This is a genomic window from Yersinia rochesterensis, from assembly GCF_003600645.1.
In the GTDB taxonomy this organism is placed as follows: domain Bacteria; phylum Pseudomonadota; class Gammaproteobacteria; order Enterobacterales; family Enterobacteriaceae; genus Yersinia; species Yersinia rochesterensis.
In genome coordinates this window covers 2,103,240-2,128,108 of sequence record NZ_CP032482.1, presented here as the reverse complement: position 1 = coordinate 2,128,108, position 24,869 = coordinate 2,103,240, and the positions used below count along the sequence as shown (strand labels likewise).

Sequence of the window (24,869 nt, the reverse complement as noted above, 5' to 3'; positions counted from 1 at the left end):
ATCGGTATTACCTGAAAAATTTCAATTCATATTTGAATAAAGTCTTAGCAAAAATCGTGACTCATTAAGCAACTCAAATGCATTAGGATGACAACAGGTTTTTTTAAGGGAAAACAGGAGACTGAAGGAGCTCGTCAGCAGTGGGGGTTTTTGATGGAGTTTGGGGGAGTATTTAGCCCGCGAGTTGGATACTTACCGTTCAAAGCAAGCTGACTGGCGTATCCAACACGCGTGTTACATTCACAGTAACTATAAATTCGCTGCCGCTTAGCGGAACGGAGTGGCGTCACCGGCACCTTCGCGGATAACTTCTGGGGAAGAATCCGTTAGATCAATCACCGTGGTGGGTTGTTGGCCCAGAGAGCCGCCGTGAATAATTAAATCCACTTGTTTTCCCAAGTGCTCTTTGATCTCTTCTGGATCAGACTCCGCAAAATCATTGCCCGGCAACATCAATGTGGTCGACATCAGCGGTTCACCCAATACATCCAACAGCGCCAACGCAATAGGATTAGACGGTACACGCAAGCCGATAGTTTTGCGTTTGTCATTCATCAAACGCCGAGGCACTTCTTTTGTCGCTTTCAGTATAAATGTATAATTGCCGGGAGTATTATTTTTGATTAACCGAAACGCGGAGTTATCAACATAGGCGTAAGTTGATAACTCGGACAAGTCACGGCATACCAGTGTGAAGTTATGGTTTCCATCCAACTGGCGAATACGACAGATACGTTCCATTGCCGCCTTATCTTCTAAGCGGCAACCCAGGGCATAACCCGAATCTGTCGGATAAACCACCACCCCACCCTTGCGCAAAACATCAACACTTTGGTTGATTAACCGCGGCTGTGGGTTTTCCGGGTGAATATAAAAAAATTGACTCATGATTCTGCCTTATCATTCAACGTACAAGTGGATTAGCGCTCTATCAGCCAATCACGCCATACCGGTTCTACCCCAGCGGGCAGCCACAATTTGCGGCCCAACTCAATCCAGGAACAAGGTTGATGGAAATCAGACCCCTGGGATGCAAGTAAATTATAGTCGCGCGCATATTGGGCAAGTTGTGCCCGCTCGTGGGGGGCTTGCTGGCACTGGGCAACTTCCATAGCATCACCGCCATGCTCAGCAAAATGCGCTAATAACCGCTTCAGCCATTTCGCCGTTAAATCATAACGCCCAGGATGCGCCAGTACAGCCTGCCCACCAGATTGCTTAATAGCATCAATAGCTTGTTCTATTGTACACCATTGCGCGGGAACATAGCCTGTCTTGCCTTTGGCCAAATACTTTTTAAAAACCTGGCCGACATTGCTGGCCAGACCTAACTCCACCAGATAGCGGGCAAAATGGCCTCGCGTCACCTGGCCGCCCTCTGCTAAGCGATTTGCCCCTTCCCATGCACCAAGGATCCGTGCTTTTGCCAACCGAGCACTGATCTCCTGCGCTCGAATATAGCGGCGCTCTGATTGTTCGCTTAATAGCTGGCGAAGACTGGCATGCTGGATATCCATACCCAAACCCACAATATGGATCTCATGGTTTTCCCATAATGTGGAAATCTCGACGCCAGGAATCAGCCGGATGGGCAATTGCTGTTGCTCGATAGTCGCGGCGGCTTCTGCTAACCCTGCGGTGGTATCGTGATCAGTAATCGCCAATACACCTACACGCATTTGCGCCGCCCGGATAACCAACGCCGCGGGGCTTAACGAGCCGTCCGATGCCGTGGTGTGGCTATGCAAATCATAGAGTGTGAAAGCCGTTGATGTGACAGCATCTGTTAAATCAGCCGTGTCAGGTGATGTGGAGTTATCAGATAAAACGGGTTTATTAGCCAAAACTGATTTATTAGTCAAAACATGAGTCCGGAAAAAGCGTGGCTTTCAATTATACTCGCTAATGTGACATTAACGTTAATCAATCTTATTTATACCCGTCATACTTCAAGCCCAGTAAGACCAATGCCCTGACAAAAAGAGTTTGTTAAAAAACAATCATCAGGGGTTGACATTCATCTCGAGAACCAGTTAACTAGTACACAGGTTCACGAGAGACCAAAATGCTGTTCAGGTCTATTCGATAACACAATCATAGCGAGTGACTGATAATGAAAATTTCCCTAATTTCCTTACTGCGTTGGTGGCACATCTCCCTCTTTCGGGCGGTGTAATCGCGCATATCAGTCATCAGACAATGCAGATTGCTTCAGCCCGCTAATAGCGGGCTTTTTTATGGATAGATTTCGACAAACACTTTTTCAGGAACGACAAACAATGCAAACCTCGCGTCCTACTTTACAGTTATTGACCACTACGGGGTGTTACCGTGATGACCCAACCGCACTGTTTCACCAGCTCTGCGGCGCACGGCCAGCAACATTGCTGCTTGAATCTGCGGAAGTGACCAGCAAACAAAACCTGAAAAGCTTGCTGATAGTCGACAGTGCGTTGCGTATCACCGCACTGGGGCAGAAAGTGACAATAGAAGCGCTGACACGCAATGGCGCATCTTTATTACCGCTGTTGGACTCAGCTTTACCCGCGCAAGTTGAGATTCAAGTGCGCCCAACTGGCCGCGAACTCACGTTTCCCGTCATTAATGATGTGCAGGATGAAGACTCTCGTTTACAGGCATTATCCGTTTTTGATGCTTTGCGCCTGCTGCTAAAACTGGTGGATGCTCCAGTGGCAGAGCGGGAAGCCATGTTTATTGGTGGTTTGTTTGCCTACGATTTGGTCGCCGGTTTTGAAAACTTGCCGCAGTTGCGCCAAGACCAACGTTGTCCGGATTTTTGCTTCTATTTAGCTGAAACCTTGTTGGTGTTAGATCATCAACATCGCTCAACAACATTACAAGCCAGCCTGTTCACTCCGGATAACAGCGAGCATCAGCGCTTAACGGCCCGTTTAGAACAGCTTGCCCACCAATTGCAACAAGCGCCACAGCCTATTCCAGCCAAATCAGTACCGGAAATGACGTTACAGTGTAACCAATCAGATGAAGAGTACGGCGCAGTGGTCAGTGAATTACAGCAAGCCATTCGCCAAGGTGAGATTTTCCAAGTGGTACCTTCCCGCCGCTTCTCATTACCGTGCCCATCACCACTGGCGGCGTACCAAACACTGAAAGACAGTAATCCAAGCCCTTATATGTTCTTCATGCAGGATAATGAATTTTCTTTGTTCGGTGCCTCACCAGAGAGCGCACTGAAATACGACGCCACCAATCGCCAGATTGAAATTTATCCGATTGCCGGTACTCGTCCTCGTGGCCGTCGCGCTAATGGTGAACTGGACCGCGATTTAGACAGCCGCATTGAGCTGGAAATGCGCACCGACCATAAAGAACTGGCCGAGCATTTGATGTTGGTGGATTTAGCCCGCAATGACCTGGCGCGCATCTGTGAGTCAGGCAGCCGTTACGTGGCGGATTTAACCAAAGTTGACCGCTATTCCTTTGTTATGCATCTGGTTTCTCGCGTAGTGGGCACATTGCGCCACGATTTAGATGTGCTGCATGCGTATCAAGCCTGTATGAACATGGGGACATTAAGTGGCGCGCCCAAAGTCCGGGCGATGCAATTAATCGCTGACAGTGAGGGATCGCGTCGGGGCAGCTACGGCGGTGCCGTCGGCTATCTCACCGCCCATGGCGATCTGGATACCTGCATTGTGATTCGCTCTGCTTATGTTGAAGACGGGGTTGCCACTGTACAAGCGGGTGCTGGTGTGGTGCTCGACTCAATCCCACAAGCGGAAGCCGATGAAACGCGTAATAAAGCCCGCGCGGTTCTACGAGCAATTGCCACTGCACACCACGCCAGGGAGCTGTTCTAATGGAAAATGTTCTAATGGAAAACAATCTAATGGCCGATATCTTGCTGCTCGATAATATCGATTCCTTTACTTACAACCTGGTTGATCAGTTGCGCTCAAGCGGCCATCGCGTGGTGATTTACCGTAACCACATTGCCGCCGACACCATTATTGAGCGCTTGCAACAGCTCGAGCGGCCGGTGCTGATGTTATCACCCGGCCCCGGCACTCCCGCGGCAGCGGGCTGTATGCCGGAATTGTTGCAGCGCTTACGCGGTCAGTTGCCGATTATCGGGATCTGCCTCGGCCATCAAGCCATTGTCGAAGCCTATGGTGGCCATGTGGGTCAGGCTGGCGAAATATTACATGGTAAAGCTTCAGCCATTGAGCATGACGGGCACGGCATGTTTGCAGGAATGCCAAATCCATTGCCGGTCGCCCGCTACCATTCATTAGTCGGCAGCAATATCCCAGCAGAATTAACCGTTAACGCCCATTTTGGCGAGATGATGATGGCGGTTCGTCATGATGCCCATCGGGTTTGTGGCTACCAATTCCACCCGGAATCGATTTTAACCACCCAAGGGGCCAGGTTGCTGGAGCAAACCTTAGACTGGGCGCTATCCCCTTCGCGGGTATAACCGCAAGAGTGTTAGCTGTGATGCCAAGCCCTTTGGGGGTTGAATATTTAAGGAATTGATGATGCACAATCTATTACCAAAAGAATTGTTATTAGAAAAACTGTTCCGCGCCGAGTCTCTGAGCCAGCAAGAAAGCCAGCTATTATTTGCCGCGATTGTGCGTGGTGAACTGGAAGCCAGCCAATTAGCGGCGGCATTAATCAGTATGAAAGTACGCGGTGAAACGCCAGCCGAGATTGCCGGTGCCGCACAAGCTTTATTAGCCGACGCACAACCTTTCCCGCGCCCAGATTACCTGTTTGCTGATATTGTTGGCACCGGCGGCGACGGCACCAACAGCATCAATATTTCCACCGCGAGCGCCTTTGTTGCCGCCAGTTGTGGCGTGAAAGTGGCCAAACACGGTAACCGCAGTGTCTCCAGTCGCTCCGGCTCGTCAGACTTGCTGGCCGCCTTTGGTATTCGCCTCGACATGAGCGCCGAACAATCGCGTCTGGCCTTGGATGAGTTAGGCGTTTGCTTCCTGTTTGCGCCGCAGTATCACACGGGTTTTCGCCACGCGATGCCGGTGCGCCAACAGTTGAAAACCCGTACCCTGTTTAATGTGCTGGGGCCATTGATTAACCCCGCCCGCCCGCCGTTGGCGCTGATTGGTGTGTATAGCCCTGAACTGGTTTTACCGATTGCTCAAACTCTTAAAGTATTGGGTTATCAACGCGCTGCCGTGGTGCATGGCGGTGGAATGGATGAAGTGGCGATTCATGCGCCGACACAAGTCGCCGAGCTGAATAACGGCCATATTGAAAGCTACGAATTAGCGCCCGAAGATTTTGGTTTAAATCGCTATGAACTTGGCTCACTGCAAGGCGGCGCACCGGAAGAAAATCGTGACATTTTAGCACGGTTGTTACAAGGTAAGGGTACACCAGCCCACGCGGCAGCCGTCGCGGCTAACGTGGCGTTATTGCTGAAGTTGCACGGGCAAGAAAACTTACGCCACAACGCACAGCAAGCATTGGAAATGATTCACAGCGGCCAGCCTTTTAACCGGGTTACCGCTTTGGCAGCAAGAGGATAAATCATGCAGGATACTGGGCTTAACAAAACTGTACTCCACAAAATAGTGGGCGATAAGGAAATCTGGCTTGCTGCGCGGAAATTGCAACAGCCTCTGGCCAGCTTCCAAAATGACATTACCCCGAGCCAGCGCGATTTTTATCACGCGCTACGGGGCGACAAAACGGTGTTTATTCTGGAATGCAAAAAAGCATCGCCGTCCAAGGGTGTCATTCGCGATAATTTTAACCCGGCTGAGATTGCCGCAGTTTACAAAAATTACGCCTCGGCTATCTCGGTATTGACCGATGAAAAATACTTTCAGGGCAGTTTTGATTTCTTGCCGCAAGTCAGTGCCGTAGTGACTCAACCGGTCTTGTGCAAAGATTTTATTATTGATGCTTACCAAATCCAGCTCGCCCGTTTTTATCAGGCAGATGCTATTTTGCTGATGTTATCTGTGCTTGATGATGAAACTTACCGCCAACTGGCCGCCGTGGCTCATAGCCTGAATATGGGCGTGTTGACGGAGGCCAGCAACGCCGAGGAGCTGGAACGCGCCATTGCATTAGAGGCGAAAGTCGTCGGTATCAATAACCGTGACTTACGCGACTTGTCTATCAGCCTTGATCGCACCCGCGAATTGGCTCCCCGCTTACCCGAGGGCGTGACGGTCATCAGCGAATCCGGCATCAATAACTACCAGCAAGTGCGTGAACTCGGCCACTTTGCCAACGGTTTCCTGATTGGCAGCGCGTTGATGTCCGAACCCGATCTGAATGCTGCGGTACGCCGCGTATTGCTGGGCGAGAATAAAGTCTGCGGGCTGACCCGCGCCCAAGACGCTACCGCCGCTTACCAGGCCGGTGCTGTATATGGCGGGTTGATTTTTGTCGGCAATTCACCACGTTATGTGGATATTGCACGCGCCCGCACAGTTATTAGTGGTGCGCCGCTAAAATATGTCGGGGTGTTCCGTGATGCCGAAATCGAAACTATACAACAAACTGCCGAGCGCCTGTCACTAACCGCCGTGCAATTACATGGGCATGAAGATCAAGCCTATATCAACCAACTGCGCGAAATATTGCCCGCCAGTTGCCAAATTTGGAAGGCATTGAGTGTCAGCGACACGGTGCCAGCACGCAATTTACAGCATGTCGAGCGCTATGTTTTGGATAATGGCCAAGGTGGCACCGGTCAACGCTTTGACTGGTCATTATTAGCCGGCCAGCCATTGAATAACGTATTGCTGGCGGGTGGATTAGGGCCGGATAACTGCGGTGCTGCGGCCCAATTGGGTGCTGCTGGCCTGGATCTCAATTCCGGTATCGAAAGCGCCCCCGGCATTAAAGATCCTCAAAAGATTGCTGCGGTGTTCGACACTTTACGCACTTATTAAATCAACGACTAACGGACAGAATAATGACCACATTGAATCCTTATTTTGGCGAGTTCGGGGGCATGTATGTGCCACAGATTCTGATGCCAGCATTGAAGCAACTGGAAGAGGCTTTTGTCAGCGCTCAGTTAGACCCTGAGTTCCAGGCGGAATTTCAGGATTTGTTAAAGAACTATGCCGGGCGTCCCACTGCCCTAACCCTATGTCAGAATTTGACCGCTGGGACAAAAACCAAGCTATATCTGAAGCGCGAAGACCTGTTACACGGCGGTGCGCACAAAACAAATCAGGTGTTAGGCCAAGCTTTATTAGCAAAACGCATGGGTAAGACAGAAATCATTGCTGAAACCGGTGCCGGTCAGCATGGTGTGGCGTCAGCGTTAGCCTGCGCGCTGCTCGGCTTAAAATGCCGCATTTATATGGGCGCTAAAGATATTGAGCGCCAGTCACCCAACGTATTCCGCATGCGCTTGATGGGAGCGGAAGTTATTCCGGTGCACAGTGGCTCCTCAACATTGAAAGATGCTTGTAATGAAGCCCTGCGTGACTGGTCTGGTAGCTACGAAACCGCCCACTATATGCTGGGAACCGCCGCTGGCCCGCACCCTTATCCGACTATTGTGCGTGAGTTCCAACGGATGATCGGCGAAGAAACTAAAGCACAAATGCTGGACAGAGAAGGCCGTCTGCCAGATGCCGTGCTGGCATGCATCGGTGGCGGTTCTAACGCCATTGGGATGTTTGCTGATTTTATCGATGAGCCGGGTGTTGGGCTGATTGGTGTCGAACCGGCGGGGCTGGGTATCGAAACCGGTCAACATGGCGCGCCCCTCAAACACGGTAAAGTGGGTATCTACTTCGGTATGAAATCGCCGATGATGCAAACCAGTGATGGTCAAATTGAAGAATCTTACTCAATTTCTGCGGGTTTAGACTTCCCGTCAGTGGGGCCGCAACATGCTTATTTGAACAGCATCGGGCGCGCTGACTATGTTTCCGTGACCGACGATGAAGCTCTGGAAGCATTTAAAGCGCTGTCGTGTAAAGAAGGGATTATCCCGGCATTGGAATCGTCCCATGCACTGGCACATGCTTTAAAAATGATTAAAGCTTCACCGGAAAAAGAACAGATATTGGTGGTGAATCTGTCCGGGCGTGGTGATAAAGATATTTTCACTGTTCACGATATCCTGAAAGCACGGGGAGAAATTTAATGGAGCGTTATCAGCAGCTTTTCCAACAATTGGCCGCCAAAAAAGAAGGCGCGTTTGTTCCTTTCGTCCAACTTGGTGACCCAACACCGGCGCTTTCTTTAGAGATTATCGACACCTTAATTGCCGCCGGTGCCGATGCATTGGAGCTGGGTATTCCCTTCTCTGACCCATTGGCGGATGGCCCGACGATTCAAAATGCGGCGCTACGTGCTTTCGCCGCCGGTGTTACCCCGAGTATTTGTTTTGAAATGCTGGCAGAAATTCTCCAAAAGCACCCTACCATTCCTATTGGGCTGCTAATGTATGCAAATCTGGTATTCCATAACGGAATTGATACTTTCTATCAGCGCTGCGCTGATGTAGGTGTCGACTCGGTGCTGATTGCTGACGTGCCGTTTGAAGAGTCACTACCGTTCCGCACAGCGGCCTTGCGCCACGGCATTGCGCCTATCTTTATCTGCCCGCCTAATGCCGATGATGATTTGTTGCGAGAAATTGCCTCTCACGGTCGTGGCTATACCTATCTGCTTTCTCGTGCGGGTGTGACCGGTGCAGAGAATCATGGCCACCAGCCTTTGAATCATTTAATAGATAAACTGCGTGAATATAATGCCGCGCCAGCCCTGCAAGGTTTTGGTATTTCAGAACCAGAACAGGTAAAAATCAGTCTGGCGGCCGGGGCTGCAGGGGCTATTTCGGGTTCTGCAATTGTCAAAATCATTGAAAACAATGTCTCACAGCCCACAGAGATGCTCGCGCAATTGGCGAGTTTTGTGACTAAAATGAAAGCCGCTACCCGCAACTAGTTTGCTCTGAGCGCCTGATGTCCCAGTTCAGGCGCTCTACCCGCCATACTTCAAGCTGCATGTGCGTTGGCGGTTTTCATTACTCGCCCGTCCATAGACTTCGCCTCTGTAAAACTTTCCTGCAACTCGCATTAGTTAGGGTATATCTTCCTTATTTTCAATACTTTTCTCGCGGTCTATTCAGCATAAAGTTGTATAAAAACCATTCATCACCAATACTAATAATGTGTAACACACTACGCATTTTTTACATTTAAGATGTGGTGAGTGTCAGCACCCCTGAGTGAAATATGAGTTAATAGTACTTTGAGCTAAACATGGAGAGTCATTTATGAAGATTTTTAAGACCTTGGCAGCCTTATGTATTGCAGTGGTCATGGCGATGGCAATATCTGCTTGTGCGCCTACAGCAAAATCGGAAGGGACTGGTGGTTATCTGGATGATACCGTGGTTACCACGAAAGTGAAAACTGCGCTGCTGGGTGAGAAGAATCTAAAATCGACTGAAATCAGTGTTGAGACGTTCAAAGGGCGGGTTCAACTGAGTGGTTTTGTTAGCTCGCGTCAGGATGCTAACCGCGCGGTACAGATTACCCGTGGTGTACCTGGGGTGAAATCTGTTAGTGATCAGATGCTTATCAAGTAATCCCCCTCTCGGAGGCGCATTCCTGCGCCTCCTTTTTAATACACATCAGTGATTCAGGTAAGTGAGCGCAGCTAACACCGCTGTAACGCCTCAAGTCGGATTAGCCAAAGTCATTGGTGTTACAGCAAGGCAGCCAGCAAACGAGTCCCGATGAGCTGACTCAAGTCAGTGATTCGGGTGAGTGAGCGCAGCTAACACCCCTGTAACGCCAAGGACGAAGGATAATTAGAAACGATAGCCAGCGCCAAACATAAACACCCATGGATCAAGACGGGTATGAATACTTTGCTCTTGACCTGCTGCTTTGAATTTCACGTCAGTTTCGATATTCATCCACCAGACAGACATATTCACCATCCAGTTTTCGCTGACCATGTAATCCAAACCGGCCTGACCGGCTACACCCCAAGAGTCTTTGACACTTAAATCCGTCAGCCCAGCAGAAGTGCCGGTATTGTTGAATTTCTCATCAAAGAACGTGGTGTAGTTCAGACCTATCCCCAGGTATGGGCGCAATTTGTCTTGTTTATCTCGGAAATAATATTGTGCCATTAATGTCGGTGGCAATTGCTTAACTTCTGCAATATCGCCGGTCGGCCCAAGGCCAACCTTATGACGAAACGGCGTCGCGGCCAAAAGTTCAACCCCGATGTTATCAGTAACCAGATAACTGAAGGTCAGACCCAACTGGGTATTGTTATCCGCTTTGAAAGAACCATAACCTAGCACATCATCAGACCCGGTATTGGGTCTGACAGTTGCCGTCCCTGCCCGGAAAATATAATCGCCTGCTTGGTGCGCACTTACCGCAGTCGATGCCAGAGTTGCTACGGCTAACAATGCCAAAGTGACTTTTTTCATTATCCATTCCATTTGTAGGTATATTCGCGAACAGAATATACCTACAAATAAGTATTCATGATCCAATCGAGATCACATCTTTCGTAACAACTTGAATAAATCCTAAATTAAGTAGGGTTATTTAATTCCTTAATAACATTGAAATTGATCTGGATCATAAATGGCTGTTTACATCAAATTGTGCTCAGAACCATGGCTAAAAAAGACAACAGTGGTCATGCTTGCCACCCTTACCTGTTGATAACATCCAGATAATGAGAGTAGAAGAAATCCGCCGTTGACCAATGACGGGATCCCACAGCGCGCCATAACAAGGTATAATCATCGGCTAAGCGCTATTTTTTCATCCCAAGGAGCTTTCATGCCTATCACGGCTAACACTTTATACCGTGACAGTTTTAACTTTCTACGCAATCAGCTACCCGCCATTCTGTTGCTGGCGCTGCTGACTGCGTTCATTACCGTCATGTTAAATCAGGCATTTATCCCTGATACTGAACAATTGAGTAGTTTAAGTTCTACAGAAAGTGATTTCGCGTCATCAGGCAATCTCAGCATTACAGAATTAGTGGCGCAGCTCACACCGGAGCAACAGATTGTGCTGCTCAAAGTGTCAGCGGCGGCAACTTTTTCTGCATTAATCGGTAACGTATTATTAGTCGGTGGCATGCTGACGCTGATTTCTATGGTTTCTCAAGGCCGTCGTGTTAGCGCATTGCAGGCAATTGGCATCTCCCTGCCTATTTTACCCCGCCTACTGCTGCTGATGTTCATCGGCACCTTGTTGATTCAGTTGGGAATAACCCTGTTTATCGTGCCGGGTATCATCATTGCTGTCGCACTTTCCCTGTCACCTGCTATCGTCACGACAGAAAAAATAGGCGTTTTTGCCGCCATGAAAGCCAGCACTAAATTGGCATTTGCCAATGTGCGGTTGATTATTCCGGCAATGATGCTGTGGATAGCGGCTAAACTAATTTTACTGTATTTGGTCAATCACCTGACGGTGTTGCCGACGCCAATTGCCAGTGTCGTTTTAGCTTCACTGAGTAATCTGGTTTCTGCATTACTGCTGGTGTATCTGTTCCGCTTATATATGTTATTGCGTCCAACGGATGTTGCCGTATAAGCATCAGTGCCGATAAAATCAGAAAAGGGCCATTACGGCCCTTTTTGTTATTCAGGATTCAATACATTTGCTGTTGTACTGATTTCCGGTTCAGTTTCCGGCTCTTGTCTCTCTGCCACCCGCTGTTTACTCTGAATCAGCTTGAGAGCTAAATAGAGATCGGGCACCAAAATCAGGTCATCATCATGACTTTTCAGCCGATTAATCCGGAACCAGCGCGTCAACTCAGTGCGCCGCCCGGCCAATATCAGCTTAATATTGCGCTGTTTTAAGTCGCGCTTAAGCTCATCAATAGCCGCCAACACACTGATATCCGCATAGGTAAAGCTGGCAACCGCATCAATCACCACCCAATTGGCTGGATGTGGCGTGCTGTCGACCAAATTCAGAATGCGCCGTTTAAAATAGGCGACGTTGAAATACGTCAGTGGCGAGTTAAAACGGTAAATCATCACGCCGGGTACGGGTTTAATGCCATTTCCACTGCGCATTGAATGGATCATGCCATCAGCATTCACCCCCAATAACTGCTCTGTCGGGCGGAAAACGGTGCGCAAGAATTGTAATAACCCCAACAATACCGCCAAACCAATGCCACTGATAACACCGACCAATACCACGCTGACGAAAGTAAAAATCGCCAAATAGAAAGCTTGCGTATTACGTTTGCGTAATTGCCATAAGCTCCTAAATCCGAGCAAAGACCAGGCGGCATAAATCAGCACCACGCCCAGTGCGGCTATCGGAATATATTGCAGTGGGCGAGTTAAAAACAGCAATACCATGGCGATAACCAATGCGGCAATAATGGACACCAACTGGCTTTTACCATTATTGGCATCATTCACCGCAGTGCGGGTGCTGGCTCCACTGATGGCAAAACCCTGAGACAAAGCAGAAACAATGTTGGTGACACCGAGCGCGCGCAGCTCGACATCCGCATCGACTTCATAACCATTTTTCGCTGCAAAACTGCGGGCCGTGAGCATCATACTGACAAAGCTGACTACCGCGAGGTTGAGTGCCGGGATCACCATGTCACGTAACAGACCCGGCTGGAAATCAGGCCAATGCACCATCGGCAAACCGCCTTCAAAGCCCCCTACCACCCCAACACCAAATTGCTGCATATTGGCAGCCCAAGAGACAAAGGTCGCCATGACAATCGCCAACAAAGGCGCGGGCCAATTTGGCCGTAACCACTTGACGCCATACAGCACCACAAAAGTCAGTAGTGAAATCGCGACAGTAGGTAAATGGCTGTTAACCAAATTATACGGCAGTGCCAAAACCCGCTCGATCAATTGAGGCGGGCGGGTCATAAAACCAAAAACTTTGCCTAATTGATCAACAATAATGGTGATCGCCACCCCATTGAGTAAGCCGGTCAGTATCGGCCGCGATAATAAATCCGCTAACGCCCCCAACTTGAAGCGGCTAGCCACCAAGCACCATGTCCCCATCATCAGAGTCATCATGATGGTAAGCTGCCAGTGAACCTCGCTATTCCCCGCCGCCAATGGGGCAACCACCGCGGCTATTACCGCGCAGGTTGCTGCATCCGGCCCGACAATCAATTGCCGCGATGAACCAAAGAATGCATAAGCAATCATTGGCAAAATACAAGAATACAAGCCGACGGCGGCACTAACACCGGTCAATTCCGCATAGGCGATGGCGATGGGTAATGCCACTGCCGCCACCGACAACCCGGCTCTCATATCTGGCTTGAGCCATTCGCGTTCATAAGCCATTAATTGGGTCAAACCCGGCATCCAATACCGGAGTGATTTTCTCTGCATAGTAACTCCACCAAACTTTAACCCAATATCTATCACTTATAATGCTGGGTTAGTATCTGACTAGCAATATACAGACCAAATCTGTTATGTGTTTATCGTAAGTTTCTGCAAATTCCGCTGGCAGAGCGCGCATTCCAGCAGATAATTAAGGATAATAGTGTTTTGTCGCAGGTACCCTCACCTCACTGAATCCGGTATAGTCAGGCGGTGTATAAATGATGGATTGATTCATGAAGCAACTTTTAGATTTTCTCCCATTGGTCGTGTTTTTCGTTTTCTACAAAATGTATGACATTTTTGTCGCTTCAGGGGCACTGATTGTCGCCACATTGTTAGCGCTAGCTTTTACCTGGGTCAAATACCGCAAGGTAGAAAAAATGACACTGGTCACCGCCATTATGGTGCTGGTATTTGGTACCTTGACGCTGGCGTTCCACAGTGACTTATTTATTAAGTGGAAAGTGACTGTGCTGTATGTTTTGTTCGCCGTCGCGTTGCTCATCAGCCAGTGGTTTATGAAAAAGCCCTTGATTCAGCGGATGCTTGGCAAAGAACTGACCTTGCCCGATACCGTTTGGTCGACACTGAACCTGTCTTGGGCGGTGTTCTTCTTGGTGTGCGGGCTACTGAACATTTATGTCGCGTTCTGGTTACCACAAGATATTTGGGTCAATTTCAAAGTCTTTGGCTTAACGGCTCTGACGCTGGTATTCACACTCATCAGCGGCGTTTATATCTACAAACATATGCCGGAAGAACAGAAAAAGTCATAATTTAAAATAGTAGGCAATGATGACCCAAGAACAAATATCACCTCGCGGTGAACCGGTATTACCCAACGGTGAGCTGGTACTTCGCACCCTTGCGATGCCCGCCGATACCAATGCCAACGGGGATATTTTCGGTGGTTGGTTGATGTCACAAATGGACATTGGCGGCGCTATTCAAGCTAAAGAGATAGCCCATGGCCGAGTCGTCACGGTGCGGGTTGATGGCATGACTTTCCTCAAACCGGTTGCCGTGGGTGACGTGGTTTGTTGTTATGCCCGCTGCATTAAGTCTGGCCACAGCTCTATTACCATTAATATTGAAGTCTGGGTGAAAAAGGTCTCTTCTGAGCCAATTGGACAGCGCTATAAGGCCACTGAAGCGGTATTCACCTATGTGGCCGTTGATGATGCAGGTAAAGCCCGCGCCTTGCCTGAAGGCAGCCGAAATTTTGAAGTTGGCGCGGCGCAATAACCATAAAGTTATCCGGTAAATGCAAAAAGGGCCGCTATAAAGCGGCCCTTTTTATTGCAGCGTGAAGATAGCTAAACAGCCATATCACTGCTTAGTTCATTTCCGTCGTGCCACCAATTTTGAACACGATAGTGGTAACGCGATTTTTGTCCGTCCCATCAAAACGCCATTTGCGCATCACCTGCTTCACTTCGCGCTCAAAGGTATTGCGCGGAGTTGCTTCCAATATCTGCACATTGGTGACTCGGCCATCTTCGTCAATGTCATATTGTACTTTAACCTGCCCTTCAATCCCCAAGGCCAGTGCCCGAGCAGGATAATTCGGCTTCGCTTTGCTGAGTGCTCTTGGCCCGGCCGATGTTGATACCCCCGGCACCGTCGCCTTAGGTGCAGATTTTACCGGTGCATTAGTGGAAACCAATGCGGGTTCATCCGACTTAAACGGCTTGTCATCCGGTGGCGCAACCGTCTTTTTGACATCCGGTTTTTTCACTTCTGGCTTTTTAACTTCTTTTTTCACCGGTTTTGGTTTCGGCTTCGGTTTCGGTTTCACTGGTTCAGGAAGCGGGACAGGTACCGGCTCTGGCGGTGCTTCTTCAACAGCTTCGGGTTCAGGTTCCGGCTCAGCCTGTGGCTCCGCCGCCGCTGGCTGAGGTGCCGCGAAGGTATCTATATTCACCATGGTGACAGCCAGCGGCGCGTCTTCTATCTCTGGCTGTATATTCATTTGCTCTACAGATACATACAGCAGCGCCGCAATGACGCTGCCATGTAGCCCTACTGAAAATACAAGTGGCCATGTAACCCGTCGACCCAGGAAAATTTTATTTAGCTGCATAATAATTCAGTGTCCTCTAATGCAGCTAAGTTTAAATGCAAATAGCAATCATATTCAATAAGCATGAGCAAACAATCTTACTGAACAGCTTTAAATGATGCTTTAAACGGCAATATCTACCAAATAACACTTTCCATTTACGCTTAGTTATCATTTTATTTCATTATAAATTGCCAGTGTATTCATCTGAGAATTTTAGATGCTACCCTTTACGCAGATTATTGAATTTATGGATAGAACATGGTGTTATGGAACACTAAACACAAATCATCATATTGAAGTATATACATTTAAAAGGTGAAACATGCTGTACATAATCTTTGCGACCGATGTCCCTGATTCACTTGAGAAGCGCTTGTCTGTGCGCCCTGCACATTTGGCGCGCTTACAGACCTTACAAGATCAAGGCCGTTTATTGACGGCGGGCCCTAATCCCGCCATCGACAGTGCTGATCCTGGTGCTGCTGGGTTCACCGGTTCTACAGTGATAGCTGAATTTGAATCGCAGCACGAGGCCGAGGCTTGGGCTGAACAAGACCCTTATGTTGCCGCTGGGGTATATCACTCGGTTATTGTAAAACCTTATAAACGTGTATTTTGAATCAAAGATTATGAAGGTGCCGCGCCCCTAATGGCGGCAGCTGTTTGAAAGACGATATTTCTTACCATTCCCAGCCAAATTTTGGCTCGAATTTCCCGATCACTGCCGGGTTATTACATGTATTTAATCAACTTTACTTATAATTACAGAGAATTAATGTCTAATTCTGTATCGATTCTTATGTCGAGACGATAAGCCATTTTGTTAAATGCGGAGATGAAGACTATGCAGTGTCCAGTATGCAAAGATACCCAACTGGTTATGTCTGAACGTAAAAGCATTGAGATTGATTATTGCCCGAACTGCCGTGGTGTTTGGCTTGATCGCGGAGAGCTTGATAAAATCATTGAAAAATCAACTGAGAGCGCGCCTGCGGCCTCTTATGCTGAGCCAAGAAATAGTGACCGTGATCGCGACCATCACGGATATTCAAAGCCCAAGCACTATAAAAAGAAAAGTTTTCTGTCAGAGTTATTTGATTGACTCTAGTGATGACTTTGATTGGAATCATACACCTGGCTCCAGGCGTATTAGCTTGATTGCACCATCACCTGACCGACTAAACTTTGTAGTGTTTCAGCCAATGATCTTCACAGGCATCTACCGCTTTATCTAACATATGCGCCGGAGATTTTAGGATCATATGGTCTTTTCTTACCCAGACAGAATAAGTATGTTTGCCGGCAGCAATGACTTGTTCAGAATAAATTGCAGCGTGATATATCAGCTCAGACTCTTCACAATAAATCTCATATTTATACAGCGCCGTGCTGATTTTCAAATCCCCGAAGAATACTGTTTTCGCTAATTTATATTGAGACATTAACTGTAGCCTTTGCTGAAATAGGGATTACATCATCCGCTGAACCGCATGATATAACTGTGATATTCACAGCAAAAGTTTACCTAAGTTGATGTCATATCGATAAATTTTTACTTTCCTCTCCCCCACTTTATGCCCCGCTAACGGCATTCTCTAATATTAAAATGATCATATTGCAGAGGCAGGTAGCTCACCGCATCTAATGGGCAAGAACTGAATAAATAACCTTGCATGGCATCAATGCCCATATCGGCAAGTTGGCTAAACTGCTGGTGAGTTTCGACACCCTCAATAATCACATGCTGGCAATGGCTGCGCAAACTCACGACCAGATTGTCAAAGCTGGCCCCCCCACCCCATTGCCAATAAAAGTGCTTATCAACTTTTACACATTCAAAAAAGCCGCTGGCTGCTGCTGCAATGTGAGCATCACCGCTACCAAAATCGTCCAACCAGAGAGAATATCGTTTAGCCAGCTTACTCAATAATGCATTCTCAGCGCCATCACTGAGATTAGGAAAACATTCCATTATTTCTAATCGGATAAAAGGCATTGAACTCAACAACAATATGACTTCTTCATCATTTAACACCGCATTTGCCATATCAAAATCTATATTTATTGAGAGTATTATTTGATGTTCAGTAAACCACTGCTGCTGATTTTTTACTTCACATAATTGAGTACGCAATAATTTTGCTTTCATCTGAGCATTAAGTTGATGTAAGAAGCGCTCAGTATAAATGGGCGATTTAAAAGAGGCTGTGGTAAAACGACTCAATAACTCTACTGCAAGTAACTTACCGTCACGTTTGTAAACCGGTTCACAGATAAAAGTGCAATCAACAGCAATGTTTAGTCTGCTATCCACAGTAAAATCCTTTTATTTGATGAGAACTGTAGTATTGATCAATTGATAAAATTGATAAATTTTTTATTATTGATCAATAAAAACGATGATGAAAATGAGTGGGATAAATAAAAAATTAAATAACACATTGATAAATAAGAAAATACAAGATAACCATAATGTTTATTATGTTTATTATTTCACAATCATTTATTTCATCAGGGAATGGTCGCCTCGAACAACCCGACAGTAACACCCCTGAAACTGAAAAATTAGAACGAAGCGACCGAATATATAGAGTAGCGCGAACGCATTCTGATGTGAAATAAACTGCGAAAAGACTATTTTGCGCCTTTTATTATTAATATGAACATCAGAATTATCGTATTTTGATAATTTAGGATAGGAGCCGTTTTTATGCGCAAAAAAGTGAAATTTAAAGCCTAAAGTATCTCTCAAAAATATCCTATCAATATCATTATTTTAGCAAAATCATGGGATAGAATAGAGATGAAAAGTGTATTATATCAAGTGCTATTCGGCGTAAAATAAATATCTTGTGGATTTGCACACGGGAAAAAACAAAAACAGCCTCATAAAGAGACTGTTTTTATTACCATCACAGCGAATCACCATTCATAAGCCACAGTGAACAATAGTGCTCTACGATGTTGATGCTCGTGGAGTTGCCGAACACTATAGATATGGCGATAGCGCCGTGATTGACCTTCAAGCCAGCGATTTCTTCTGCGCTGATGTTGCCGCAACATACGCCAACGGCCTACCTCATTTTTACTCCGTCTCATGAAGCCACTCTTTCCAAGCTGAGAACCGGGCCATTATAAACTTTTCATCTCTTGAGCCAAGTCACACCGAGAAAAAAAGTACACTGAGGAAAAAACACATGTTTAGCGCTAAATCATCTAATCTTTATTGTGATAGAACAAAGGTCGCTAACTCTATATCTCTATTTGTCCTTGCAAGTCCTTTAGCTTAAAAGACTTTATCCATAATATATCTGATTAAAGGTTTCGTCTTCTCCATACTGTGCGTACACTCTTTAGTGACCGTTTGTGAACAGGATTCCCGCCCTTATGACAACATTTTACACCGTAATCAGTTGGCTCTCAGTTTTTGGCTATTGGTTGCTTATTGCCGGGGTTACATTGCGTATTCTCATGAAACGCAGAGCTGTTCCTTCGGCTATGGCATGGTTGCTTGTTATCTATATTCTGCCTTTGGTGGGCATAATCGCGTACCTCTCATTTGGTGAGCTTCATCTGGGTAAGCGGCGCGCTGAGCGAGCAAAAGCCATGTGGCCCTCCACTGCACGTTGGCTCAGTGAACTGAAAGATTGCCAGCACATTTTTGCCAGCTCCAACAGCGAAGTGGCGACCCCATTATTCCAATTATGCGAACGTCGCCAAGGGATCAGCGGCGTTAAAGGAAATCAATTACAGTTATTAACCACCACCGATGACACATTAAAAGCATTGGTGCGCGATATTGAATTAGCTCGCCATAATATAGAAATGGTTTTTTATATCTGGCAACCGGGCGGCTTAGTTGATCAAGTGGCCGAATCCCTGATGGCTGCGGCGCGACGCGGTGTCCATTGCCGACTGATGCTAGATTCAGCCGGTAGCCAGCAATTCTTCCGCACCCCCTATCCGGCCATGATGCGCAATGCTGGTATTGAGGTAGTCGAAGCGCTCAAAGTGAATGTCTTCCGGGTATTTTTGCGCCGAATGGATTTGCGCCAACATCGTAAAGTCGTATTGATTGATAACTATGTTGCTTACACTGGCAGCATGAATATGGTTGACCCACGTTTCTTCAAACAAGATGCGGGTGTCGGTCAGTGGATTGATATGATGGCGCGAATGGAAGGCCCAGTGGCGACAACCATTGGCATCGTCTATGCCTGCGACTGGGAGATTGAGACCGGCAAACGTATTTTGCCGCCGCCGCCCGATAACCATATTATGCCGTTCGAAGAAGAGAGCGGCCATACTATTCAGGTTATCGCTTCTGGCCCGGGCTTCCCTGAAGAAATGATTCATCAGGCATTGTTGACCGCCGTGTATGCAGCACGTAAACAGTTGGTCATGACCACACCTTATCTGGTGCCAAGTGATGATTTACTGCACGCCATCTGTACAGCGGCACAGCGAGGTGTCGATGTCAGCATTATCGTTCCGCGCGATAATGACTCAATGATGGTTCGCTGGGCCAGCCGCGCTTTCTTCTCTGAATTACTTGAAGCCGGGGTTAAGATTTATCAATTTGAGGGCGGTTTACTGCACAGTAAGAGTGTCCTGGTCGATGGTCAGTTAAGTTTAGTGGGAACCGTGAACCTGGATATGCGCAGCTTATGGCTGAATTTTGAAATCACACTGGTCATTGACGATGACGGTTTTGGTGCCGATTTAGCCCAAGTCCAAGATGATTATATTGCTCGCTCGGTATTATTAGACGGCGAACAGTGGAATAAGCGCCCGTTATGGCATCGCGTAACTGAAAGATTATTCTACTTTTTCAGCCCATTCCTGTAATCAATCGGAAACTGACAATCATCCAATTGTAGATTCTCTGAGTTATTCGCTTTCAATAGCATATTAATTGTAAAAGCCGCATAGAGAATGTTTTAATAAGCGTAATCTGTAAATGACAAATGGGAATCTGCAAATGGATCTTAATAACCGCCTGACTGAAGATGAAACGCTGGAGCAGGCTTACGATATATTTCTGGAACTGGCCGGTGACAACCTCGATCCAGCAGATATTTTATTGTTTAATCTTCAGTTTGAAGAGCGCGGTGGTGCTGAGTTGTTTGATCCCGCTGAAGATTGGCAAGAACATGTCGATTTTGATTTAAATCCGGACTTTTTCGCCGAGGTGGTCATTGGTCTGGCGGACAGTGATGGTGAAGAGATAAACGATGTATTTGCTCGTGTTCTGCTGTGCCGTGAAAAAGACCATAAACTTTGCCATATATTGTGGAAAGAGTAACAAACTCCCCCACTGCTTAGGCCGCGGCGTTACCCAACGAATATGTGTCGCTCATGCCATTATGCCCATAAAAAAATCCCCGCTGATTTATCTGGCGGGGATTTTTATTGGACATCAATATCTATACTCTAAATAATCCGAGTTGCAGGAAGGCGGCGACAGAGCGAGTTCCATGGACGGGCCAAGTCACAAAAGCAGCCAACGCACATGCAGCTTGGCGTATGACGAGTACAATTGATGGCCTTATAACGGGTCTACCTTCAGGCAAGAGACCGCATGGCGGAAACTTCCTTCTAATAGTGGGCGGGTTTTTGCACATTCTGGCCCGGCGATGGGGCAGCGAGTGCGGAATACACAACCTGATGGCGGGTTAATCGGTGAGGGTAATTCCCCTTCGAGCAACTGAATCACTTTCGCCCTTTCTTTATCCGGATCAGGGATAGGCACGGCCGACATCAATGCTTTGGTGTAAGGGTGCTGAGGGTTATGGTAAACCTCATCATAAGTCCCCAGCTCCACCGCATGGCCCAGATACATTACCAATACTCGGTCAGAAATATGTTTTACCACCGCCAGATCATGCGCGATGAAAATCAGTGACAGCCCCATTTCACGTTGTAATTGCTGCAACAGATTCACAACTTGCGCCTGGATTGACACATCCAACGCCGATACTGGCTCATCACAAATGACCAGTTTCGGCTCAAGAATCAAGGCGCGGGCAATCCCAATACGCTGGCACTGGCCACCCGAGAATTCATGAGGATAGCGGTTGATTAAGTTAGGCAGCAAACCCACCTTTAACATCATGGCCTTAACTTTATCTTTGATTTCCTGACGTGGCATTTTGGGATGATAAGTCCGCAATGGCTCGGCAATGATTTCGCCAATAGTCATTCGCGGATTAAGGGACGCCAGCGGATCTTGGAATATCATCTGAATATCACTGCGTGTTGCCCGCCACTCGGCATCACTCATATTGAGTAAATCTTTACCTAACCAGGTTACAGTGCCGCCAGTGGCTTTCACCAAACCAATAATGGCACGCGCAAAAGTTGATTTACCGCAGCCAGATTCACCCACCACGCCCAAGGTTTCACCTTCATACAGACGCAAGGTAACGCCATCAACCGCCTTAAGTGTTTTTGACGGCTGCCAAAACCACTGCTTACCATCCTGAATATCAAAGTGAACTTTCAGGTCGGCCACTTCCAACAAGACTTTTTGCTCTGTCATGGTATTCATACCAATTCCCCTACTGGCTTATAGCAGGCACGTAAACGGCCATCACCAAAGTGTTCTAATGCCGGAGCTGTCCCGCAGCGTTCCATTGCATATTGGCAACGAGGCTGGAACGGGCACCCTTTCGGCAAGCGCAGTAAATTAGGTGGATTACCCGGAATGGTCATGAGAGATTCGCCTTCAGCATCAAGACGAGGGACTGCATTTAGTAAGCCAATAGAATAAGGGTGGCTGGGGTGATAAAACACATCACGGGCCTGACCATACTCCATAGTTCGGCCCGCATACATCACCAGAACTTTATTACAAATACCGGCAACCACCCCCAGATCATGGGTAATCATGATGATTGCAGTATTAAACTCATTCTTAAGTTCATTCAGCAAAGTCATGATTTGAGCCTGAACTGTTACATCCAGTGCAGTTGTCGGCTCATCAGCAATCAACAGTTTAGGGCGACACAGCAACGCCATGGCTATCATCACCCGCTGGCGCATACCCCCAGAAAATTCATGAGGATACATCCGCATGCGCTTACGCGCTTCCGGCATTTTTACCGCGTCAAGCATGCGGATTGACTCTTCAAACGCTTCGCTCTTACTCATCTTTTTATGCAATTGCAGCACTTCCATTAGCTGCTCACCCACGCGCATATAAGGGTTAAGAGAGGTCATTGGGTCTTGGAAGATCATTGAGATTTCTTCGGCCCGTAAGCGGTTCAATTGTTTCTCGGGTAAATTGAGAATTTCACGGCCATGAAACTTCGCCGAACCGCCTATGCGGCCATTACTGGCCAGCAACCCCATCAAAGCAAATGCCGTTTGCGATTTGCCGGAACCTGATTCACCCACAATACCGAGCGTTTCACCGGCGCGCAGGTCAAAATTAAGGGCATTAACGGCAGTAACATCGCCGTCTGGTGTACCGAATGTGACGGTCAAGTCTTTGACATCCAACAGGACATCATGCTGAACAGCAGACTGATTATCAATAGTCGTCATCGTGCTACTCCTCAGCGGTCTTTCGGGTCGAGGGCATCACGTAAGCCATCGCCGATAAAGTTGAAACAAAACAGCGTCACTACCAAGAAACCGGCAGGAAACATCAATAACCACGGAGAAACTTCCATTGAGTTGGCACCATCACTGAGTAATGCGCCCCAACTGCTCAATGGCTCTTGCGTCCCTAATCCTAAGAAACTCAGGAATGATTCAAACAAAATCATGCTGGGAACCAGTAAAGAGGCGTATACCACCACCACACCCAATACGTTCGGTACAATATGACGCAACACGATATTACGCGTGGAAACCCCGCCCACGACAGCTGCTTCAATAAACTCTTTGCGTTTCAGACTTAAGGTTTGCCCGCGCACGATACGCGCCATATCCAGCCAGGACACCATCCCGATCGCCACAAATATCAACAGAATATTCTGGCCAAAGAAAGTCACCAACAGAATGACGAAGAACATGAAGGGAAATGAGTTAAGAATTTCCAGCACTCGCATCATCAGTGAGTCAATTTTCCCGCCGAGATAGCCTGATAATGACCCATATAATGTGCCGACCACCACCGCCACCAAGGCCGCAGCAACCCCCACCATCAATGAGATGCGCCCACCAATAGCGACTCGCACCAATAAGTCACGGCCAGATGAATCAGTACCAAAGTAGTGTCCGGATTCAATATCGGGTGCCGCTGACATCATGCCCCAGTCAGTATCTGCATAGGAAAACTGAGCTAACATCGGGGCCAGAATAACAAATAAGGTAATTAACATTAGGATCACCAAACTGGTGATCGCCGCGCGGTTATGAATAAAGCGGCGGCGGGCATCCTGCCAAAGGCTGCGCCCTTCAACTTCCAGTTTTTCACTGAAAACTTCCAGAGCTTCGCTATTTTTCTTGCTCAACATAATTGGCGTGCTCCAGTGTTAATAACGGATTTTCGGATCGATAACGGCATACAGCACGTCGACAATCGCATTGAATAAAATGGTTAATGCGCCTACCAAAATGGTCAAGCTCAGGACCAGAGAGTAATCGCGGTTTAACGCTCCGTTGACGAACAACTGACCAATACCCGGCAACCCAAAAATGGTTTCAATCACCATTGAACCGGTGATAATGCCAACAAATGCTGGCCCCATATAGGAGAGAACTGGTAGCAATGCCGGTTTTAATGCGTGGCGTAATACAATCGTTCGCAGTGGCAAACCTTTGGCCCGCGCTGTGCGAATAAAGTTGGAATGCAGAACCTCAATCATTGAGCCGCGAGTAATACGCGCGATACTGGCAATATACGCCAATGACAGCGCCACCATCGGCAAAATAATATATTGCGGTGCCCCGCCATTCCAACCACCGCCAGGTAGCCATTTTAATATAATGGCGAACACCAGCACTAATAAAGGTGCCACAACAAAGCTCGGGATAACCACCCCGGTCATAGCAAACCCCATGACCATATAGTCCCACTTAGTATTTTGATTCAGCGCAGCAATAACACCGGCACTAACACCTAATACTACAGCGAGTAAAAATGCAGCCAGCCCAAGTTTAGCTGAAACAGGAAACGAGGCGGCAACCAGCTCATTGACAGTGTAATCTTTATATTTGAATGATGGCCCAAGATCACCCTGTGCCAATTGGCCCAAATAATTAAAATACTGCTTATAAACTGGGTCATTGAGGTGATATTTCGCCTCAATATTCGCCATCACTTCAGGGGGAAGATTACGTTCGCCGGTGAATGGACTGCCCGGGGCAAGACGCATCATAAAGAATGAGATGGTGATCAAAATGAAAAGTGTCGGAATTGCTTCCAGACAGCGGCGTAGAATAAATTTTAACATTGCCTGTACCTTTAGCCTTTTTGAA

24 protein-coding genes, 1 pseudogene and 1 other annotated feature are annotated in these 24,869 nt (G+C 47.5%); of the genes and pseudogenes, 13 read left to right on the top strand and 12 right to left on the bottom strand.

The genetic code is table 11. The features are described from left to right. Positions 1-267: 267 nt before the first annotated feature. Both DXZ79_RS10020 and rnm read right to left on the bottom strand, forming a co-directional pair. Complete coding sequence (locus tag DXZ79_RS10020; protein WP_038633141.1) at positions 268-888, bottom strand: L-threonylcarbamoyladenylate synthase; 621 nt, start codon at positions 886-888, stop codon at positions 268-270. Positions 889-920: 32 nt separating this feature from the next. Then, positions 921-1,862 (bottom strand): RNase RNM, encoded by a 942-nt coding sequence (gene rnm / locus DXZ79_RS10015; protein WP_271301878.1) that lies wholly within the window; start codon positions 1,860-1,862, stop codon positions 921-923. Positions 1,863-2,137: 275 nt separating this feature from the next. Next, positions 2,138-2,239, top strand: a sequence feature (Trp leader region). A gap of 40 nt (positions 2,240-2,279) precedes the next feature. Between rnm and DXZ79_RS10005 the strand changes: the two genes are divergently transcribed. From DXZ79_RS10005 to DXZ79_RS09975, 6 genes and pseudogenes are all read left to right on the top strand, one after another. Further along, the gene (locus tag DXZ79_RS10005; protein WP_120011250.1) at positions 2,280-3,842 is read left to right on the top strand and encodes an anthranilate synthase component 1; all 1,563 of its coding nucleotides are present in this window, start codon (positions 2,280-2,282) and stop codon (positions 3,840-3,842) included. A gap of 29 nt (positions 3,843-3,871) precedes the next feature. After that, positions 3,872-5,540 (top strand): annotated as a pseudogene (trpD, locus tag DXZ79_RS21310) (anthranilate phosphoribosyltransferase). A gap of 3 nt (positions 5,541-5,543) precedes the next feature. Continuing rightward, positions 5,544-6,920 (top strand): bifunctional indole-3-glycerol-phosphate synthase TrpC/phosphoribosylanthranilate isomerase TrpF, encoded by a 1,377-nt coding sequence (gene trpCF, locus DXZ79_RS09990; protein ID WP_120011249.1) that lies wholly within the window; start codon positions 5,544-5,546, stop codon positions 6,918-6,920. A 20-nt stretch (positions 6,921-6,940) separates the two neighbouring features. Beyond that, entirely contained in the window at positions 6,941-8,134 is a 1,194-nt protein-coding gene (trpB, locus tag DXZ79_RS09985; RefSeq protein WP_172667612.1) for a tryptophan synthase subunit beta, read from the top strand. Further along, the gene (trpA, locus tag DXZ79_RS09980; RefSeq protein WP_120011248.1) at positions 8,134-8,940 is read left to right on the top strand and encodes a tryptophan synthase subunit alpha; all 807 of its coding nucleotides are present in this window, start codon (positions 8,134-8,136) and stop codon (positions 8,938-8,940) included. Before trpB ends, trpA begins: the two co-directional genes overlap by 1 nt. 331 nt (positions 8,941-9,271) lie before the next feature. Beyond that, on the top strand, positions 9,272-9,586 hold the full coding sequence (locus DXZ79_RS09975; RefSeq protein ID WP_038633164.1) for a BON domain-containing protein: 315 nt from the start codon (positions 9,272-9,274) through the stop codon (positions 9,584-9,586). Positions 9,587-9,811: 225 nt separating this feature from the next. On the opposite strand, the gene ompW is transcribed toward DXZ79_RS09975, so the two are convergent. After that, the gene (gene ompW, locus DXZ79_RS09970; protein WP_072089123.1) at positions 9,812-10,447 is read right to left on the bottom strand and encodes an outer membrane protein OmpW; all 636 of its coding nucleotides are present in this window, start codon (positions 10,445-10,447) and stop codon (positions 9,812-9,814) included. A 361-nt stretch (positions 10,448-10,808) separates the two neighbouring features. On the opposite strand from ompW, the gene DXZ79_RS09965 reads away from it, so the two are divergent. Continuing rightward, positions 10,809-11,576 carry a YciC family protein gene (locus DXZ79_RS09965; protein ID WP_038633170.1) on the top strand — a complete coding sequence of 256 codons (768 nt, stop codon included), beginning with the start codon at positions 10,809-10,811 and terminating at the stop codon, positions 11,574-11,576. Positions 11,577-11,623: 47 nt separating this feature from the next. Here the strand turns inward: DXZ79_RS09965 and DXZ79_RS09960 are convergent, their stop codons facing one another. Beyond that, positions 11,624-13,378: a SulP family inorganic anion transporter gene (locus tag DXZ79_RS09960; protein WP_038633172.1), complete on the bottom strand. Its 1,755-nt coding sequence runs from the start codon at positions 13,376-13,378 to the stop codon at positions 11,624-11,626. Positions 13,379-13,608: 230 nt separating this feature from the next. Here DXZ79_RS09960 and DXZ79_RS09955 point away from each other — a divergent pair, with 230 nt between their 5' ends. Further along, positions 13,609-14,151 carry a septation protein A gene (locus DXZ79_RS09955; RefSeq protein WP_038633175.1) on the top strand — a complete coding sequence of 181 codons (543 nt, stop codon included), beginning with the start codon at positions 13,609-13,611 and terminating at the stop codon, positions 14,149-14,151. Positions 14,152-14,170: 19 nt separating this feature from the next. Next, a complete protein-coding gene (yciA, locus tag DXZ79_RS09950; protein ID WP_038639539.1) occupies positions 14,171-14,620 on the top strand; it encodes an acyl-CoA thioester hydrolase YciA in 450 nt (149 codons plus the stop codon). A 91-nt stretch (positions 14,621-14,711) separates the two neighbouring features. Here the strand turns inward: yciA and tonB are convergent, their stop codons facing one another. Then, a complete protein-coding gene (gene tonB, locus DXZ79_RS09945) occupies positions 14,712-15,458 on the bottom strand; it encodes a TonB system transport protein TonB (protein ID WP_050291748.1) in 747 nt (248 codons plus the stop codon). 304 nt (positions 15,459-15,762) lie between these two features. Here tonB and DXZ79_RS09940 point away from each other — a divergent pair, with 304 nt between their 5' ends. Beyond that, complete coding sequence (locus tag DXZ79_RS09940) at positions 15,763-16,059, top strand: YciI family protein (RefSeq protein ID WP_038633181.1); 297 nt, start codon at positions 15,763-15,765, stop codon at positions 16,057-16,059. A 225-nt stretch (positions 16,060-16,284) separates the two neighbouring features. Beyond that, entirely contained in the window at positions 16,285-16,542 is a 258-nt protein-coding gene (locus DXZ79_RS09935) for a TFIIB-type zinc ribbon-containing protein (protein WP_038633183.1), read from the top strand. A gap of 76 nt (positions 16,543-16,618) precedes the next feature. Here DXZ79_RS09935 and DXZ79_RS09930 read toward each other — a convergent pair whose 3' ends face one another. The 3 genes from DXZ79_RS09930 to DXZ79_RS09920 all read right to left on the bottom strand — a co-directional run bounded on the left by DXZ79_RS09930 (position 16,619) and on the right by DXZ79_RS09920 (position 18,539). After that, the gene (locus DXZ79_RS09930; RefSeq protein WP_038633186.1) at positions 16,619-16,882 is read right to left on the bottom strand and encodes a hypothetical protein; all 264 of its coding nucleotides are present in this window, start codon (positions 16,880-16,882) and stop codon (positions 16,619-16,621) included. Positions 16,883-17,022: 140 nt separating this feature from the next. Further along, positions 17,023-17,754: an EAL domain-containing protein gene (locus DXZ79_RS09925; RefSeq protein ID WP_038633189.1), complete on the bottom strand. Its 732-nt coding sequence runs from the start codon at positions 17,752-17,754 to the stop codon at positions 17,023-17,025. A 608-nt stretch (positions 17,755-18,362) separates the two neighbouring features. Further along, positions 18,363-18,539 (bottom strand): YciY family protein, encoded by a 177-nt coding sequence (locus DXZ79_RS09920; RefSeq protein WP_071777623.1) that lies wholly within the window; start codon positions 18,537-18,539, stop codon positions 18,363-18,365. A 288-nt stretch (positions 18,540-18,827) separates the two neighbouring features. Between DXZ79_RS09920 and cls the strand changes: the two genes are divergently transcribed. Both cls and DXZ79_RS09910 read left to right on the top strand, forming a co-directional pair. Beyond that, on the top strand, positions 18,828-20,288 hold the full coding sequence (gene cls / locus DXZ79_RS09915; RefSeq protein WP_038633191.1) for a cardiolipin synthase: 1,461 nt from the start codon (positions 18,828-18,830) through the stop codon (positions 20,286-20,288). A 127-nt stretch (positions 20,289-20,415) separates the two neighbouring features. After that, entirely contained in the window at positions 20,416-20,745 is a 330-nt protein-coding gene (locus tag DXZ79_RS09910) for an HI1450 family dsDNA-mimic protein (RefSeq protein ID WP_196333107.1), read from the top strand. Positions 20,746-20,988: 243 nt separating this feature from the next. On the opposite strand, the gene oppF is transcribed toward DXZ79_RS09910, so the two are convergent. Genes oppF through oppB form a run of 4 tightly spaced genes read right to left on the bottom strand, consistent with a single transcriptional unit; the run spans position 20,989 to position 24,844 of the window. Then, on the bottom strand, positions 20,989-21,990 hold the full coding sequence (oppF, locus tag DXZ79_RS09905) for a murein tripeptide/oligopeptide ABC transporter ATP binding protein OppF (protein ID WP_038633194.1): 1,002 nt from the start codon (positions 21,988-21,990) through the stop codon (positions 20,989-20,991). After that, entirely contained in the window at positions 21,987-22,988 is a 1,002-nt protein-coding gene (gene oppD, locus DXZ79_RS09900) for an ABC transporter ATP-binding protein (RefSeq protein ID WP_042562365.1), read from the bottom strand. The genes oppF and oppD overlap by 4 nt, the downstream gene beginning before the upstream one ends. An 11-nt stretch (positions 22,989-22,999) precedes the next feature. Then, positions 23,000-23,908 carry an oligopeptide ABC transporter permease OppC gene (oppC, locus tag DXZ79_RS09895; RefSeq protein ID WP_038633197.1) on the bottom strand — a complete coding sequence of 303 codons (909 nt, stop codon included), beginning with the start codon at positions 23,906-23,908 and terminating at the stop codon, positions 23,000-23,002. A gap of 15 nt (positions 23,909-23,923) precedes the next feature. Next, entirely contained in the window at positions 23,924-24,844 is a 921-nt protein-coding gene (gene oppB, locus DXZ79_RS09890; protein ID WP_038633200.1) for an oligopeptide ABC transporter permease OppB, read from the bottom strand. Between the last annotated feature and the right edge of the window lie 25 nt (positions 24,845-24,869).

What these genes read in the sequence shown, in the direction of transcription:
- DXZ79_RS09920 (WP_071777623.1), bottom strand. Translation starts at nt 18,539, where the DNA reads ATGAGACGGAGTAAAAATGAGGTAGGCCGTTGGCGTATGTTGCGGCAA.
- oppF (WP_038633194.1), bottom strand. Translation starts at nt 21,990, where the DNA reads ATGAATACCATGACAGAGCAAAAAGTCTTGTTGGAAGTGGCCGACCTG.
- DXZ79_RS09930 (WP_038633186.1), bottom strand. Translation starts at nt 16,882, where the DNA reads ATGTCTCAATATAAATTAGCGAAAACAGTATTCTTCGGGGATTTGAAA.
- DXZ79_RS09965 (WP_038633170.1), top strand. Translation starts at nt 10,809, where the DNA reads ATGCCTATCACGGCTAACACTTTATACCGTGACAGTTTTAACTTTCTA.
- DXZ79_RS09940 (WP_038633181.1), top strand. Translation starts at nt 15,763, where the DNA reads ATGCTGTACATAATCTTTGCGACCGATGTCCCTGATTCACTTGAGAAG.
- DXZ79_RS09955 (WP_038633175.1), top strand. Translation starts at nt 13,609, where the DNA reads ATGAAGCAACTTTTAGATTTTCTCCCATTGGTCGTGTTTTTCGTTTTC.
- DXZ79_RS09960 (WP_038633172.1), bottom strand. Translation starts at nt 13,378, where the DNA reads ATGCAGAGAAAATCACTCCGGTATTGGATGCCGGGTTTGACCCAATTA.
- oppB (WP_038633200.1), bottom strand. Translation starts at nt 24,844, where the DNA reads ATGTTAAAATTTATTCTACGCCGCTGTCTGGAAGCAATTCCGACACTT.
- trpCF (WP_120011249.1), top strand. Translation starts at nt 5,544, where the DNA reads ATGCAGGATACTGGGCTTAACAAAACTGTACTCCACAAAATAGTGGGC.
- ompW (WP_072089123.1), bottom strand. Translation starts at nt 10,447, where the DNA reads ATGAAAAAAGTCACTTTGGCATTGTTAGCCGTAGCAACTCTGGCATCG.
- tonB (WP_050291748.1), bottom strand. Translation starts at nt 15,458, where the DNA reads ATGCAGCTAAATAAAATTTTCCTGGGTCGACGGGTTACATGGCCACTT.
- trpA (WP_120011248.1), top strand. Translation starts at nt 8,134, where the DNA reads ATGGAGCGTTATCAGCAGCTTTTCCAACAATTGGCCGCCAAAAAAGAA.
- yciA (WP_038639539.1), top strand. Translation starts at nt 14,171, where the DNA reads ATGACCCAAGAACAAATATCACCTCGCGGTGAACCGGTATTACCCAAC.
- DXZ79_RS10005 (WP_120011250.1), top strand. Translation starts at nt 2,280, where the DNA reads ATGCAAACCTCGCGTCCTACTTTACAGTTATTGACCACTACGGGGTGT.
- DXZ79_RS09935 (WP_038633183.1), top strand. Translation starts at nt 16,285, where the DNA reads ATGCAGTGTCCAGTATGCAAAGATACCCAACTGGTTATGTCTGAACGT.
- oppD (WP_042562365.1), bottom strand. Translation starts at nt 22,988, where the DNA reads ATGACGACTATTGATAATCAGTCTGCTGTTCAGCATGATGTCCTGTTG.
- DXZ79_RS10020 (WP_038633141.1), bottom strand. Translation starts at nt 888, where the DNA reads ATGAGTCAATTTTTTTATATTCACCCGGAAAACCCACAGCCGCGGTTA.
- cls (WP_038633191.1), top strand. Translation starts at nt 18,828, where the DNA reads ATGACAACATTTTACACCGTAATCAGTTGGCTCTCAGTTTTTGGCTAT.
- DXZ79_RS09975 (WP_038633164.1), top strand. Translation starts at nt 9,272, where the DNA reads ATGAAGATTTTTAAGACCTTGGCAGCCTTATGTATTGCAGTGGTCATG.